The following is a 14,220-nucleotide window of genomic DNA, read 5'->3' on the forward strand; positions in this document are numbered from 1 at the left end:
CAGCTTCTCGCAGCGCCGCGAGCCGCAGCGCACCCGCAGCAGCACGCCCAAAGGATGAGGCCCGTGACCTTCAAGGCTGAGTACATCTGGATCGACGGCACCGAGCCGACCGCGAAGCTTCGCTCGAAGACGAAGATAATCGTGGGCGGGGGCGCCACGCTCGACGAGCTGCCGATCTGGGGCTTCGACGGTTCCAGCACGAACCAGGCCAAGGGCCACGCCTCGGACCGTGTTCTCAAGCCGGTCTTCGTCTGCCCGGACCCGATCCGCGGCGGCGACGACATCCTGGTGCTGTGCGAGGTCCTCAACACGGACATGACGCCGCACGACTCCAACACGCGTGCCGCGCTCGCCGAGGTCGCCGCGAAGTACGCCGCCCAGGAGTCGATCTTCGGCATCGAGCAGGAGTACACCTTCTTCGACGGCGAGCGTCCGCTCGGCTTCCCGGTCGGCGGCTTCCCGGCCCCGCAGGGCGGCTACTACTGCGGTGTCGGCGCCGACGAGATCTTCGGCCGTGACATCGTCGAGGCGCACCTGGAGAACTGCCTCACCGCGGGTCTGGGCATCTCCGGCATCAACGCCGAGGTCATGCCGGGCCAGTGGGAGTTCCAGGTCGGCCCGCTGGCGCCGCTCGAGGTCTCGGACCAGCTGTGGATTGCCCGCTGGCTGCTGTACCGCACGGCCGAGGACTTCAAGGTCTCCGCGACGCTGGACCCGAAGCCGGTGAAGGGCGACTGGAACGGCGCGGGCGCGCACACCAACTTCTCCACCAAGGCGATGCGCGAGGGCTACGACGCGATCATCACCGCCGCCGAGTCCCTCGGCGAGGGCTCGAAGCCGCTCGACCACGTCAAGAACTACGGCGCCGGCATCGACGACCGCCTGACGGGTCTGCACGAGACCGCCCCGTGGGACAAGTACTCCTACGGTGTCTCGGACCGCGGCGCCTCGGTCCGCATCCCGTGGCAGGTCGAGCAGGACCAGAAGGGCTACATCGAGGACCGTCGCCCGAACGCGAACGTCGACCCGTACGTGGTGACCCGCCTGATCGTGGACACCTGCTGCGAGGCCCTGGAGAAGGTCGGCCAGGTCTGATCCACGGGTCGAACGGGTCGAGGGGACTCGATCCGCGCGCACTCCTGAAGGGGCGCCCACCGTTTCGTACGGTGGGCGCCCCTTCCGTCATGTGGAACCTCACGCAGGAGCGATTACCGAACACGCTTTTCACTCGTCACGCGATCCGCTGAGTCGTCCGGGGAATCCCGCTCCGTCAAGCAGTACGGCGGATAGCGTCGCCGCCGTGAAGCTGGTGGTGCGCGTGAAGCTGCTGCCGACGCCTGAGCAGACGGTGGCCCTCGAAGCGACCCTGCGTGCGTGCAACGACGCGGCGAGCCGGCTCTCGATCCGAGCTTTCGAGAGTGGCCGGACGTCACGGGCCGCGCTCCAGGCATTGGCGTATGCGGATCTGAAGGCGCGGGGCCTGTCGGCGCAGCCCGCGCTGCACGTGCTGCGAAAGGTCGCCGACGCGTACACCGCGCCGAGGGCGAATCTGAAGGCCGGGAACCTCGGCAGGCGGGGTTCGAAGCGCTACGGCAGGGCGACCGGCAAGGCGGTGGTGTTCCGGCCGGATGCGGCTCAGCCGTTCGACGATCGGTGCCTGTCCTGGCAGTTGGACGAGCGCACGGTTTCGATCTGGACGACGTCCGGGCGGATGAAGGGCCTCGCCTTCACCGGGCAGGGCGAGCAGCTGGCGATGCTGACCGCGTATCGCAAGGGCGAGTCCGATCTCTTGTGCCGGGACGGCCGGTGGTACCTGGTCGCGACCTGCGAGATCCCCGAGGGTGCCCGGAATACCGACCCCGACGGGTTCGTGGGGGTGGATCTGGGGATCGTGAACATCGCCACGACCTCCACCGGTATCCGGCACAGCGGTCGACGCCTCAACCGGCGCCGGAAGGCAGATCGTCGGCTGCGGGCGAAGTTGGAGAGGAAGGGCACGAAGTCCGCCAGGCGGCGGGCGAAGCGACATGCGGGCAAGGAGGCCCGCCGGGCACGGGACATCAACCACAAGATCAGTAAGCGCATCGTGGCGGAGGCTCAACGCACCGATCGCGGAATCGCCCTGGAAGACCTCACGGGCATCCGCGAGCGGGTACGGCTACGGAAGCCCCAACGCGTCACCCTGCACTCCTGGTCCTTCCGCCAACTCGGCACCTTCATCGCCTACAAGGCGCAGCGGGCCGGAGTCCCGGTCGTGTACGTCGATCCCGCCTACACCAGCCGGGAATGCTCCCGGTGTCATCACGTCGACCGTCGCAACCGGCCTTCGCAGGCCGTGTTCGTCTGCCAGGCCTGCGGCTTCGTTGAGCACGCGGACCTGAACTCGTCCCACAACATCGCCGCCCGCGGCTGGTGGACGTGGGTCCGCGGGGCCGAGTCACAGGTCCCTGCCCTCACGCTCACGGCGTAGAAGGCTGGACGCAGCGGGACATCGTCGAAGCCATCGACGAACCGAGCCGCAAACGCGGGGACCGATTCGTTTCCCGAGTAGTAGACTAGGGATATGGCCAACATGAAGAACGACACCGCGACGGGTCGTCACGACCTCGAGCCGTTCTGGCCTTCCCGGCAGCATCACGACTTCGACCGGGTGTGTTGCCGCGCGAGGAACGCGTCGGCCCTCTAAAGCCCCGATCGGTACGGTCCGATCCACGGCCTTCGGCCGACGCGCACGACGACTGACGTACGACGCCTGTCCGTTCGTTTCTCCGCGCGAAAGAGCTGACCTTCCATGGCCCACACCCAGATTGCCTCCCTCGCCGCCGTCCGTCCCGGTCGACACCGTCTGCGTGCCGTCGATCCGAACGAGGTCGCCGGTCTCTCCCCGCTCTCCCAGCTCTCCCAGCTCGCCCAGGTGGCGGACTTCCTGCCGCCCGGCGCCACCCTGCTGCCCGCGCCGCAGCACTCGCTGCCCGCGCTGCCGGGGCGTCCGCCGATGGTCGGGTACCTCGTGCTCGTACCGGCCGATCAGCAGACGCAGCCGCCCGCTGCCGCCGCCGTCCCCGCGCCGCCCGTGGCGGCGGCGGAGGAGGGGCCGGTGGCCATCGACGGGGTCCGGCGGATCGCCGTCGTGGGCGGGGAGGCGCTCGATCTCACCTACCTGGAGTTCGAGTTGCTCGCCCATCTGGTGGCCAACCCCCACCGGGTGCACACCCGCGACCAGTTGGTCACGACGGTGTGGGGGTACGGGCACGTCGGCGACGGCCGTACGGTCGACGTGCACGTGGCCCGGCTGCGGCGGAAGCTGGGCGCCGAGCACCGCCACACGATCCAGACCGTGCGGCGGGTCGGCTACAAGTACACGCCCTGATCCTGATCAGGCGGTTCGGTTGGTCCTCGCCCCGGCCCTCAGCTTCGCCACGAGGGCGAGGGTGAGGTCCACCGCGAGGAACAGCAGCAGGCTGAGGCCGAGCAGCGGGACGAACCAGCCGACCAGCGCCGTGACCGCCGCGAGCGGCAGCAGCATCGTCACCGGCACCTTCCGCCAGGCCCCGCGCGCCACCGGACGGCCCGGGCGGCGCAGCCACCACATGCGGTAGCCCCAGAGGATCAGCAGGATCAGGGCGAGCCCGAGGGCCGCGAGCGCCAGCTGGTTGAACAGGCCGAGGAAGACGCCGGTGTGCGCGTCGATGCCGATGCGGGTCAGCTTGGCGAGCAGCGGGTAGTCGGCGAAGGCGAGGCGGTCGAGGACCGTGCCGTCCGCCGGGTTCACCGCCACCGAGTCCAGCTGGAGCGGGAACTGCGTGTCGGTCTCCTTGACCACGTACCCCTTGCCCTCGGCGGGCAGGACGACCGAGATCCTCGGGCTGTCGATGCCGGCCGCGCGGGCCGCCTCGACCGCCTTGTCGAGGCCGATGTCGGGGCCCTGGGCGGTGGTGCCCTGCGCGTGGCCGGCGCCGTGGCCCTCGTGTTCCGAGGAGGAGCCGGCCGCGCCGTCGAGGGTCGCGGTGAGGGTGGGGGTCGCGCCGCCGAGACCGTCCTGCACGGTGCCGATGTTCTCGCCCGCGTACCGCGACCAGGTCAGGCCCGTCGCGGAGAGCAGGACCAGTCCGGTGACCGCCCACAGGCCGACCGAGCCGTGCCAGGACAGGGTGCGGCGGCGGGAGGCGGGGCCGCCCTCCGGGACGAACAGCGCGCGGCGGTTCTTCCTGCGGCGGCCGAGCCAGAGCAGCAGGCCGCCGAGCGCGATCACCCACAGCCAGCTCGCGGCGAGTTCGCTGTAGTTGCGGCCGAGTTCGCCGAGGTGCAGATCGGCGTGGAGTCCGTCGATCCAGGTGCGCAGCGGGAGGGCGCCGGAGCTGCCGAAGCTGGGCAGCTGTCCGCGTACGTCCCCGGTGTACGGGTCGACGAAGACGGCGAGCGAGGTGCCCTCGGGGACGTCCGGGTCGGCCATCAGGACCCGGGTGGTCGCGCCGGGTTCGGCGCCGGGCCAGACGGCGGTGACGGTGCCGTTCGGGTTGACCTTGCCGGCGGTGTTCACCTGCTGCGAGAGCGGCAGGGTGGTGTCACCGACCGGGACCTCCAGCTCGTGCGCGTAGATCACCTTCTCGGCCTGGAAGGAGAGCGCGTAGAGGAGGCCGCTGGCGGCGGCGACGAGGAGGAACGGGGCGACGAGGACGCCCGCGTAGAAGTGGAGGCGCATGACGAGGGGGCGCAGGGCGCTCCAGGTGCTTGCCTTGCTCGGAGCGGTGGAGGTCTCGGGGGTTGCGGGTATCTCCGACGGAGGCGCCTCGGTGGTTTCCGGGCGTGCGGGATCGTCGATGGTCATGGCTGACTGTCCTTGGAGTCGACGTGGACAACGGGAGGCGACCCCCGGTGTCAGACGTGTGCTCCGAGGGCCGTGGCGCGGGGTACGGACAGCCGGGGCGGGCCGCGCCGGGAGAGGGTGTGCGCGAGGACGACGGTGTGGAGGCGGTGGGCGTTCCGGCGTGCCCTGCGGACCGGGCCGCGCGGGGCGTCGGGGACGCGGACGCGTGCGAGCAGCAGGCGCAGTGGGGTGAAGGCGTACGCCAGGGCCGCCTCGGCGAGCGTGAAGAACGCGGCCTCGCCGTGGGCCAGCCAGAGGCCACAGAGGAGTGCGGCGACGAGGTGGACGGCGAGCATGCCGGTGCCGGAGCCCATCACGGCGGAGTCCAGGGCGGTGGAGCTCGTGGCGTTCATGGCGTCCGCCGTGTCCATGGACGCCATGGCGGCGTTGCTCGTCGTGGCGTGTCCGGTCGCCGCGCCGGTCATGGTGTGCCGGTGCGCCGTGTCCGCCGCGCCGCTCGCGGCGTGCGCCGCCGGGTGCGAACCGGCCGTCGAGAAGAGCAGGTGCAGCGCGCCCTGGAGTACGAGCACGGTGCCCGTGATCGTCGGCGTTCCCCGGCGTCGTCCGGCCCCGGCCCAGGCCACGGCCGCCGTCATGGCGAAGGCGCCGAGCAGTCCGAACGTCGGGAGCTGGTGCGCAGACATGGACGAATGCCCCACGGCGGCCAAGGTCACGCACACCACCGCGAAAAGCGCGGCTCGCAGGGCGCGCAGTGGCGACCGGGCATCCGTCATCGCCCGCTATGGTGCCATCCCGCCATCTGGCCGAACAGACCCCCTCCCCCGGCGTCTTCCGCGCCGTCGCGTTCCTCCCCCGGCGTCTTCCGCGCCGTCGCGTTCCTCCCCCGGCGTCTTCCGCGCCGTCGCGTTCCTCCCCCGGCGGAATCCTCCGGGAGCGGAATCCCCTGGCACCGGCCGCCGCCGCCCGGCAGGCTTCCGATCATGAAATTGCTGATTCTCGGTGGTACGGAGTTCGTGGGTCGCGCGGTCGTCGAGGCGGCCCTCGACCGGGGCTGGGAGGTGACGGTCTTCCACCGGGGCCGCCACGCACCCCCGGCCGGAGTCCACTCCCTGCTCGGCGACCGCACCGCCCCGGACGGGCTCGCGGCGCTCGCCACCGGTTCCTGGGACGCCGTCGTGGACACCTGGTCCGGCGCGCCCTCGGCGGTCCGGGACGCCGCCCGGCTGCTCGCCGACCGCGCCGGACGGTACGCGTACGTGTCGAGCCGTTCCGTCTACGCCTGGCCGCCGGCCGCCGGTCTCGCGGAGGACGGCCCGCTGGTGGAGGGTTCGCCGGACGCCGGGGACGTGCCGTACGCCGAGGCCAAGCGCGGCGGTGAGCTCGCCGCGACGGCCGCCTTCGGCTCGGACCGTACGCTGCACGTCCGCGCGGGCCTGATCATCGGCCCGTACGAGAACATCGGCCGGCTCCCCTGGTGGCTGAGCCGGATCGCGCGCGGCGGACCGGTCCTGGCCCCCGGGCCGCGCACGCTCCCCCTCCAGTACGTCGACGCCCGCGACCTCGCCGAGTGGACGCTGGACGCGGTGGCGGCCGGGCTCTCGGGGCCGTACAACCTGGTCTCGCCGCCCGGGCACACGACCATGGGCGAACTGCTCGACGCCTGCGTGCGGGCGACCGGCGCGGACGTCGAACTGTGCTGGGCGGAGCCGGAGGCGCTCGTCGCGGCCGGGGTGGAGCCCTGGTCCGAGCTGCCCGTGTGGCTGCCGCCGGGCGAGATGTACGACGCGATGCACACCGCCGACGTCTCCCTGGCGGTCTCGGCCGGGCTGCGCTGCCGGCCGGTGACGGAGACGGTCGCGGACACCTGGGCGTGGCTGGAAACGCTCGGCGGGGTCGCACCGAGGCGGCCGGACCGGCCGGAGGTCGGCCTCTCCCCCGAGCGGGAGGCGGAGTTCCTGGCGAAGCACTTCCCCGACGTCACGGGCTGAGGCGGGGCGACGGGGCGCGGGCCTGCCGCCCGGCGCGGCGGCGGGCGTCGGGGCCGGGGCCGGGGGGCGCCGGGGCCGGGGCCGGGGCCGGGGGGCGCCGGGGCCGGGGCCGGGGCCGGGGGGCGCCGGGGCGGCGAACTGCCCCACTTCGGGCGATCCACTACGGTCGACAGGAAAGTGGACGAACCGGAGGAGTCGACGCCGTGCCCGCCATCCCCGCCACCTCCGTCGCCAACCTCCGCGACCTCGGCGGACTGCCCCTCGGTGGGCTGTCCCTCGGCGCCGGACGGTCGGTCCGTCCGGGTCTCGCCCTCCGCTCCGCGCAGCTCGACCGGCTCGACCCGGCCGATCCCGCGGTGGCGGCGCTGGGCATCCGCACGGTCGTCGACCTCCGGACGGAGAGGGAGCGCGGCGAACGGCCGGACCGGCTGCCGGCCGGTGTGCAGCTGCTGATCGCGGACGTGCTCGCCGACCGCCTGGCCATCAGCGGGCTGCCGCCGGCCGCGCGCCTGAAGGTGCTCCTGTCCGACCCGGCGCTCGCCGAGGAGCACCTCGGCGGGGGCCGGGTGCGGGCGGCCTTCGCCCGGACCTACCGGACCTTCGTGTCCGGCGACTCCGCCCGCGCCGCCTACCGCACCCTGCTGACCGCGCTGGGGACGCCGGGCGCGGGCCCCGTGCTCTTCCACTGCTCGGCGGGCAAGGACCGGACGGGCTGGGCGGCGACGGTCGTCCTGTCGCTGCTCGGCGCGGACGAGGAGACGGTGCGGGCCGAGTACCTGGCGGTCAATCCGGCGGTGCGGCAGGCGTTCGCGCCGATGATCGAGGGGTTCACGGCCCAGGGCGGGGACCCCGAGCTGGCGCTCGACCTGATCGGCGTCCTGCCGGAGTACCTGGAGGCGGCGCTCGACGAGGTGGCGGTCCGGCACGGCTCGATGGAGAAGTACGTACGGGAGGGGCTGGGGGTTCCGGACGAGGTGACGGAGCTGATCCGCGAGCGGCTGACGGTCCACGCGGCCTGAGCGGGCCCTGGGGCGACACACGCCCCAGGGCATGGCGTCTTGCCGATCAGACCGGGGTGACCATCGGAAGAATCGCTCGTTCTGCTGAACGTGAGCACCCAGGATCTCGTCCCCTCGCCCGTGGGCCCCGTCGACGTCGAGCAGGCCGAGGCCGCGCTCGTCGAGCGCTATCCGCGCCTCGTCCGCATCGCCTATCTCGTGCTGCCGCCGACGCTCGGCCGCAACCGCCGGGTGCTGACCGCGCACGCGCTCGTCCAGCGCTCGCTGCCGCGCCGCCGGGTCCCCGGTCCGGCGGTTCCGGCGGCGCGGCGCCCCGAGGACGCGGTCGATCCGGGCTACGCGTACGTCCGGGGCGAGGTGCTGCGGCAGGCCCTGGTCGCCGGGCTGCCGCTGCGGCGGTGGGCGCTGCCGCGGCGGGCCCAGTTCCCGCCGCTGCTGCCGCAGGTGTGGGGGCTCCGGGTCTTCCCCCGGGTGGGCGGGGCGGACGAACTCGCCCTGGACCAGCACCTGTCCGCCCTCTCGGGTCCCGGCCGGGCGGCGTACGTGCTGCGTGGCCTGGAACGTCAGGGCGACCCGGAGGTGCTGCGGGTCCTGGCCGCGGCGGGCGTCACCGACCCGGCGGCGGCCCTCGCGGAGGCGGACGCGCTCGACGCGACGCGGGACGACGCGCACGGGCCCGGGGGCAGCGGGCCGGACACCCCGGTCGGATCCGCCGCCGACGGAGGCGGGCCCGGACCCGCCGGCCGGGGCGTCCGCGCCGCGAGGGTGGGCGAGCAGGGCGGACCCGGCCGGGCGGCCACGGGCCCTGGCAGGGCGGGTGCCGCCGGGGGCACCGGGCCTGCCGGGAGCACCGGGAGGACCGGGAGGGCCGGTCGTCCCGAGGGCGTCGGAAGCGACGGGCTTCCCGGCGACGGCGGTGCGGCGGCGGGCGGAGTCCGGGCCGGTGGGTCGGCCGCCGGGGGCGGGTCCGCCGCCGGGGGCACCGGGCCTGCCGGGAGCACCGGGAGGACCGGGAGGGCCGGTCGTCCCGAGGGCGTCGGAAGCGACGGGCTTCCCGGCGACGGCGGTGCGGCGGCGGGCGGAGTCCGGGCCGGTGGGTCGGCCGCCGGGGGCGGGTCCGCCGCCGGGGTCGAGGGGTCGGCCGCCGAGGCCGGGTCCGCCCGGTCCGGTACGTCCGAAGGGGCCGGTGCGTCCGGCAGGGCCGGCGGGGCCGGTTCGCCCGGTGGGGCCGGTTCGCCCGGTGGGGCCGCCAGGTCCGGTGCGCTCGGTGCGCCCGGTGGTGCCAGTGCACCTGGTGGCGTCGGCTCGCCCGGTGGTGCCGGATCGTCCACCGGCCCCACCGGAGCCCGTCGCTCCGTGCGGCGCAGCGGGGTCGCTCTGCTGGAGTCCCCCGAGTTCGATCCCTGTTCGCTTCAGGCCCGGCCGACCGATCTGCTGCGGCGGCGGCAGCACGGCCGAGCCGCGCTCGTCGCCGTCGCCGCGCTCGTCGTGTGCGGGACGCTGCTCGGGCTGCCCGGGGACGGTTGGGGGAGAAACGGTGCTGCGCCCACGTACGCCCGTAACCCGGCCGCCGAGGCCGCGCTCGACCCGGGGGCCGTCAAGCGGGTGCCCGCCGGCGCCTGGCCGGGGGCGACCCGGCAGGACTTCTCGGTGTGGCCCGCGCGCGGCGGTCTCACCGCCGACCGTGCGCTGCTGCGGCGGGCGCTCGCCGTGTGGGCGCGGCCCGGTCTCTCCGTGCGGTCCTCGGCGACGCCCGGGACGCCCGTCGGGCCGCCGATGGGCCCGCCGCAGCTGCTGTTCGCGGGGCTGGTGGACGGGGCCCGGGTGGTGCTCTTCCACGACGGGCTGCGGGCCGTGCGGTACGCGGAGCCGACGGCGGGCGGGACGGTCGCGGCGCTGGACTTCGCGCGGACGGACGCGGCCGACACCACCGGTTCGGCGGCCCTCGTCCTCTCCCGGGCCTCGGGCAACGTCCGTTATCTGACGGCGCCCTGGGTGCGGGAGGCGTCCGTACGGGATCTGCTCGCGCCCGCGAAGGAGCCGTGGCCGCTGGCCCGGGACGCGAACGGGGTGACGGAGCCGGTGCCGAGCCCGGCGCAGGCGAAGGACTGCGAGCGCTGGAACAGCCTTCAGGTGCGGGACGGTTCGGGTCTGCGGCTCCTCACCGACCTGGGTGAGCTGGCGCCGGCCCGGTTGCTGTGGGGGCCGCCCGCCGTTCCGGTGGACGCGACGGGGAGGGAGGCGCGGGAGGCGTGGGCGCGGACGGCGTGCCAGCTGACGGCCGTACGGGCGCACGGGGTGCGGTCGGTGAACGCCTGGCGGTTCGCGCGGCAGCCGCTGCCCGAGGGGGCCGGGCGCGGTACCTGGGTGTGCACGCGCGCGGAGACCTGGCGGGGTACGGGCAGCCGGGTCCTCGCGCAGTTCCTGGTGCCGTCCCCGGGCGCTCCGGCGGCGCCGGCGGCCCGCTCGGAGGGTTCGCCCGCGTGCGGCGTGCGGGAGCCCCGGGTGCTCGCGGGCGTGTTGTGGCGGGCTCCGAGCGGTGGGTGGTACGTGCTGGCGGCGGGCAGCCCTGACATCGTGTCCCTGGAGACCTCGGGTGGGGTGAAGGGCCGTTCGGAGGGTCCGCTGCTGGCGGTGAAGGCGAAGGCGGGGGCACGGGCGGACCTGGACGGCGCGCTGCGGGACGGCACGCGGGTGGGCGCCCTCCGCTGATCCGGGGGCGAAGAAGGGGGAAGGGGGGTGAAAAAGGCCGCGCGCAGGCCTGTCGCCATCCCCCTACCCCTCAGTACATTGACGTCATGTCTAATACGCAGCCTGCCCCGGTGGCGTCGGAACACGTCGAGCTCAAGGCCCGCAAGGTCTCCTTCGACTGGGAGGAGACCCCGCTCCACTGGGTTCCCGGCGACCCCTTCACCACGCACACGATCAACGTGCTTCACCTGCTGCTCCCGGCGGGCGAACGCTGGTTCGTGCACGTCTACAAGCAGGCGCTGCCGTACATCACCGACGACCGGCTGCGCGAGGACGTCATCGGCTTCATCGGCCAGGAGGCGATCCACTCCCAGGCCCACGACGACGTCCTCCCCCATCTGAGGAAGCTGGGCCTCGACCCCACCCCGTACACCGCGCAGGTCGACTGGTTCTTCGAGAAGCTCCTCGGGGACCGGACCCTGCCGCCCGGCCGGCCGCGCCGCTGGTGGCTGATGGAGCGGGTCGCGATGATCGCCGCCATCGAGCACTACACCGCCTTCCTCGGCAACTGGATCCTCAACGCCGAGGAGCTCGACCGGCGCGGCGCCGACCCCGTCATGCTCGATCTGCTGCGCTGGCACGGGGCCGAGGAGGTCGAGCACCGCTCGGTCGCCTTCGAGCTCTTCATGCACCTCGACGGCGGCTACCGGCGCCGCGCCCGCACCTGGGCGCTCGCCTTCTCCACGCTCCTCTTCCTCTGGCAGCGGGGCGCCCGCTTCTTCATGGAGAACGACCCGAGCCTCCTCGACGGCAAGGCCTCCTTCGGCCAGTTCTTCCGCAAGGGCCGGCAGGGCGTGCTGCCCTCCACCCCGGACATGCTGCGCTCCGTACCCCGCTACCTGAGCCGCGCCTACCACCCCTCCCAGGAGGGTGACACCGCGCAGGCGCTGGCCTATCTCGCGTCCTCCCCCGGCGCCAACGGAGGCCACTGATGCCCCGGTTGACCACCGTCGCCCTCGTCGCCGGGGCCGCTCTGCTCGTCCGCCGTGCCGTGCGCGGCCGGATGTCCACGGCCCCGCTGTGGCCGATGCCCGCCCTCGACGTGCCCGTGTCCGGTTACGGCCGGGGCAGTACGGTCCCCCGCAAGGTCCTCGTGACCGGGCGCTCCACCCCGGCCGACGGGGTCGTCGAACTGCGCCTGGAGGGTGCCGGGTTGCCGTCCTGGCAGCCGGGTGCCCATGTCGACCTGGTGCTGCCCTCCGGGCTCGTGCGGCAGTACTCGCTCTGCGGCGATCCGGCCGACACCGGTACGTACACCGTCGCGACCCGCCTGATCGAGGATGGCCGGGGCGGCTCGCGCGAGGTGCACGAGCAGCTCCACGAGGGCACGGAGGTCGAGATCCGGGGGCCGCGCAACCGCTTCCCGCTGGTCGACGCCCCCGCCTACGTCTTCGTCGCCGGCGGCATCGGCATCACCCCGGTCCTGCCGATGGTGCGTGCCGCGGAGGCGGCCGGGGCGGACTGGCGGCTCGTGTACTGCGGGCGGAGCCGGGCCACGATGCCGTACCTGGCCGAGGCCGAACGGGTGGGCGGCGACCGCGTGACGGTCGTCGCCGAGGACGAATCCGGCTTCCCCGAGCTGGACTTCCTCGCGCACGTGCCCGTCGAGACGGCCGTGTACTGCTGCGGCCCCGACGGCCTGATGGACGCGGTGGGCGCGGCGATGCCGGAGGGCCGGGCGCCGCGCCTGGAGCGCTTCTCGGCGGCCGCGGCGGCCGGCGGCTCCGCCTTCGAGGTGGAACTGCGGCGTTCCGGGCGTACGTTGACGGTGGCGGCCGACCAGTCGGTGCTGGCGGCGGTCCGCGAGGAGCTCCCCGGGATCACGTACTCCTGCCAACAGGGCTTCTGCGGGACCTGTCAACAGCGGGTCCTGGAGGGGGAGATCGACCACCGGGACGAGCTGCTCACCGATGCGGAGCGGGACGACTCGATGCTGATCTGCGTCTCGCGCTGCGCGGGGAAGCGGCTCGTCCTCGACCTGTAGCCGCTAGGGCCTGTCCGGCCCTGATCCGCCGGACAGGCCCTACGGCGGGGTCACGGCAGGATCAGCCAGTCGAAGGCGAGGGCGGCGAGCAGGCCGCCCACCAGGAGCCAGGTGGCCAGTCGCGTACGGCCGTTGCGGGAGAGTTCGATCACGACGCCGCAGAGGATCATCGCGAGCCCGTACACGCCGACGACCAGGACGGACGTCCGGCTCGCGAGGCGGACCACCAGGACCACGGCGAGCGCGACGAGCAGGACGGACGCGGCGGCGACGCGAAGCCGCCGCGCCTGCTTGGGGGTGAGACCCGAGGTGGAGACCTCGGGTATCTCGTCGATCTCGTCGATCTGTTCGGCCTCTTCGATCTCGTCGGCCTTAGCTGCTTCCTGGTCGGAAGCGCTCGTGACTCCTCCCCCCTCGCGAACGGGGGGCTTCTCCCTTGGGACCGAAGTCGCGCAGGACGGCCAAGCCCTGACCGCTGCTGGAAGCAGATACTCAGCCTACTACGCCGTAGGAGCCTAACGGACCCGGTTAGGCTGTTCGTATGACGACCGGGGTACGCCGCAGGATGGGCGTCGAGGAGCGCAAGCAGCAGCTGATCGGGGTTGCCCTCGAACTCTTCAGCCACCGCTCTCCCGACGAGGTGTCCATCGACGAGATCGCCGCGGCCGCGGGGATCTCCCGACCGCTGGTCTACCACTACTTCCCCGGCAAGCAGAGCCTCTACGAGGCGGCGCTGCGGCGGGCCGCCGACGAGTTGGCGGCCCGGTTCGTGGAGCCGCCGCAGGGGCCGCTGGGGGCGCGGCTGCTGCGGGTGATGGGCCGGTTCTTCGACTTCGTGGACGAGCACGGCCCGGGTTTCGCCGCGCTCATGCGGGGTGGGCCCGCGGTGGGCTCCTCCACGACGAACGCGATGATCGACGAGGTGCGGCAGGCCGCCTACGAGCAGATCCTGGCCCATCTGGAGGTCGACAGGCCCTCGGCGCGGCTCGAACTGGTCGTGCGCTCCTGGGTGTCGCTCGCCGAGTCGACGGCCCTGCTCTGGCTGGACGGCCGCCGGGTCCCGCGCGCGGAGCTGGAGTTGCAGCTCGTGCACGACTTCGCGGCGCTGGCCGCGGTGAGCGCCGCCTACGACCCGGAGATGGCGGAGATCCTCGTCGGCATCCTGGCCGACGAGCCGGCCGACGGCCCGTTCGGGGACCTGGTCGCCCGGCTCGTCTCCCTCGTCCCCCCGGTCGGGGCCGCGCCCGTCGTTCCCGATCAGCGCTTGCGGTAGGACGATTCGAGGTCGCGGATCTCGACGGAGAGGCGGACGCCCTCCGCCGACGTGAGGTACTTCGGCAGCAGGTCGAGGACGGACTCCGAGAGCCGTGCCTTGACGTCGTCTGTGCGGCCGGAGAGCAGGGCGATCTCGACGTGCACGACGACGTCCTCGGTCGAGCCGTCTCCGACGACGGTCTCCTCGACCTCTCGGAAGCGGGTCTTGCAGGAGTCGAGCTTGGTGTCCACGGTCTCGACGACGAGCGGGTGCAGGGCGAGTGCGAAGCCGCGCCGGTCGAGGGGCGCGGAGTAGTCCACGGTGATCTGCGGCATGAGGGTCACTCCCGGCCAGAGGAATACGGATGTCGGATGTCTGGCCACACCTTTACGGTG

13 protein-coding genes are annotated in these 14,220 nt (G+C 73.4%); 9 read left to right on the top strand and 4 right to left on the bottom strand.

Annotation, left to right across the window (positions count from 1 at the left end; genetic code table 11):
• The first annotated feature begins 63 nt into the window (after positions 1 to 63).
• The 3 genes from glnII to OG361_RS11470 all read left to right on the top strand — a co-directional run bounded on the left by glnII (position 64) and on the right by OG361_RS11470 (position 3,370).
• Positions 64 to 1,095 (top strand): glutamine synthetase, encoded by a 1,032-nt coding sequence (glnII, locus tag OG361_RS11460; protein WP_405853219.1) that lies wholly within the window; start codon positions 64 to 66, stop codon positions 1,093 to 1,095.
• 205 nt (positions 1,096 to 1,300) lie between these two features.
• The gene (locus OG361_RS11465; RefSeq protein WP_405853220.1) at positions 1,301 to 2,470 is read left to right on the top strand and encodes an RNA-guided endonuclease InsQ/TnpB family protein; all 1,170 of its coding nucleotides are present in this window, start codon (positions 1,301 to 1,303) and stop codon (positions 2,468 to 2,470) included.
• 321 nt (positions 2,471 to 2,791) lie between these two features.
• The gene (locus OG361_RS11470) at positions 2,792 to 3,370 is read left to right on the top strand and encodes a winged helix-turn-helix domain-containing protein (RefSeq protein ID WP_405853221.1); all 579 of its coding nucleotides are present in this window, start codon (positions 2,792 to 2,794) and stop codon (positions 3,368 to 3,370) included.
• Positions 3,371 to 3,376: 6 nt separating this feature from the next.
• Here OG361_RS11470 and OG361_RS11475 read toward each other — a convergent pair whose 3' ends face one another.
• Both OG361_RS11475 and OG361_RS11480 read right to left on the bottom strand, forming a co-directional pair.
• The gene (locus tag OG361_RS11475) at positions 3,377 to 4,828 is read right to left on the bottom strand and encodes a PepSY-associated TM helix domain-containing protein (RefSeq protein WP_405853222.1); all 1,452 of its coding nucleotides are present in this window, start codon (positions 4,826 to 4,828) and stop codon (positions 3,377 to 3,379) included.
• A 50-nt stretch (positions 4,829 to 4,878) separates the two neighbouring features.
• Positions 4,879 to 5,511, bottom strand: a complete 633-nt coding sequence (locus OG361_RS11480; RefSeq protein WP_405853223.1) for a hypothetical protein — start codon at positions 5,509 to 5,511, stop codon at positions 4,879 to 4,881.
• 297 nt (positions 5,512 to 5,808) lie between these two features.
• On the opposite strand from OG361_RS11480, the gene OG361_RS11485 reads away from it, so the two are divergent.
• The 5 genes from OG361_RS11485 to OG361_RS11505 all read left to right on the top strand — a co-directional run bounded on the left by OG361_RS11485 (position 5,809) and on the right by OG361_RS11505 (position 12,570).
• Positions 5,809 to 6,816 carry an NAD-dependent epimerase/dehydratase family protein gene (locus tag OG361_RS11485; protein WP_405853224.1) on the top strand — a complete coding sequence of 336 codons (1,008 nt, stop codon included), beginning with the start codon at positions 5,809 to 5,811 and terminating at the stop codon, positions 6,814 to 6,816.
• Positions 6,817 to 7,019: 203 nt separating this feature from the next.
• Positions 7,020 to 7,835, top strand: a complete 816-nt coding sequence (locus OG361_RS11490; RefSeq protein WP_405853225.1) for a tyrosine-protein phosphatase — start codon at positions 7,020 to 7,022, stop codon at positions 7,833 to 7,835.
• Positions 7,836 to 7,916: 81 nt separating this feature from the next.
• The gene (locus tag OG361_RS11495; protein WP_405862196.1) at positions 7,917 to 10,547 is read left to right on the top strand and encodes a hypothetical protein; all 2,631 of its coding nucleotides are present in this window, start codon (positions 7,917 to 7,919) and stop codon (positions 10,545 to 10,547) included.
• A gap of 86 nt (positions 10,548 to 10,633) precedes the next feature.
• Positions 10,634 to 11,518: a metal-dependent hydrolase gene (locus OG361_RS11500; RefSeq protein ID WP_405853226.1), complete on the top strand. Its 885-nt coding sequence runs from the start codon at positions 10,634 to 10,636 to the stop codon at positions 11,516 to 11,518.
• Complete coding sequence (locus OG361_RS11505) at positions 11,518 to 12,570, top strand: PDR/VanB family oxidoreductase (protein ID WP_405853227.1); 1,053 nt, start codon at positions 11,518 to 11,520, stop codon at positions 12,568 to 12,570. The genes OG361_RS11500 and OG361_RS11505 overlap by 1 nt, the downstream gene beginning before the upstream one ends.
• A 50-nt stretch (positions 12,571 to 12,620) precedes the next feature.
• Here the strand turns inward: OG361_RS11505 and OG361_RS11510 are convergent, their stop codons facing one another.
• On the bottom strand, positions 12,621 to 12,932 hold the full coding sequence (locus OG361_RS11510; protein ID WP_405862198.1) for a hypothetical protein: 312 nt from the start codon (positions 12,930 to 12,932) through the stop codon (positions 12,621 to 12,623).
• Between the two features lie 179 nt (positions 12,933 to 13,111).
• On the opposite strand from OG361_RS11510, the gene OG361_RS11515 reads away from it, so the two are divergent.
• A complete protein-coding gene (locus OG361_RS11515) occupies positions 13,112 to 13,843 on the top strand; it encodes a TetR/AcrR family transcriptional regulator (RefSeq protein ID WP_405853228.1) in 732 nt (243 codons plus the stop codon).
• On the opposite strand, the gene OG361_RS11520 is transcribed toward OG361_RS11515, so the two are convergent.
• Entirely contained in the window at positions 13,828 to 14,160 is a 333-nt protein-coding gene (locus OG361_RS11520) for a 5-carboxymethyl-2-hydroxymuconate Delta-isomerase (protein WP_405853229.1), read from the bottom strand. The genes OG361_RS11515 and OG361_RS11520 overlap by 16 nt on opposite strands.
• Positions 14,161 to 14,220: the final 60 nt, after the last annotated feature.

Origin of the sequence: Streptomyces sp. NBC_00090, from assembly GCF_045160815.1 — a bacterium.
Lineage (GTDB): Bacteria > Actinomycetota > Actinomycetes > Streptomycetales > Streptomycetaceae > Streptomyces.

What these genes read in the sequence shown, in the direction of transcription:
- OG361_RS11470 (WP_405853221.1), top strand. Translation starts at nt 2,792, where the DNA reads ATGGCCCACACCCAGATTGCCTCCCTCGCCGCCGTCCGTCCCGGTCGA.
- OG361_RS11475 (WP_405853222.1), bottom strand. Translation starts at nt 4,828, where the DNA reads ATGACCATCGACGATCCCGCACGCCCGGAAACCACCGAGGCGCCTCCG.
- OG361_RS11480 (WP_405853223.1), bottom strand. Translation starts at nt 5,511, where the DNA reads ATGTCTGCGCACCAGCTCCCGACGTTCGGACTGCTCGGCGCCTTCGCC.
- OG361_RS11485 (WP_405853224.1), top strand. Translation starts at nt 5,809, where the DNA reads ATGAAATTGCTGATTCTCGGTGGTACGGAGTTCGTGGGTCGCGCGGTC.
- OG361_RS11500 (WP_405853226.1), top strand. Translation starts at nt 10,634, where the DNA reads ATGTCTAATACGCAGCCTGCCCCGGTGGCGTCGGAACACGTCGAGCTC.
- OG361_RS11505 (WP_405853227.1), top strand. Translation starts at nt 11,518, where the DNA reads ATGCCCCGGTTGACCACCGTCGCCCTCGTCGCCGGGGCCGCTCTGCTC.
- OG361_RS11515 (WP_405853228.1), top strand. Translation starts at nt 13,112, where the DNA reads ATGACGACCGGGGTACGCCGCAGGATGGGCGTCGAGGAGCGCAAGCAG.
- OG361_RS11520 (WP_405853229.1), bottom strand. Translation starts at nt 14,160, where the DNA reads ATGCCGCAGATCACCGTGGACTACTCCGCGCCCCTCGACCGGCGCGGC.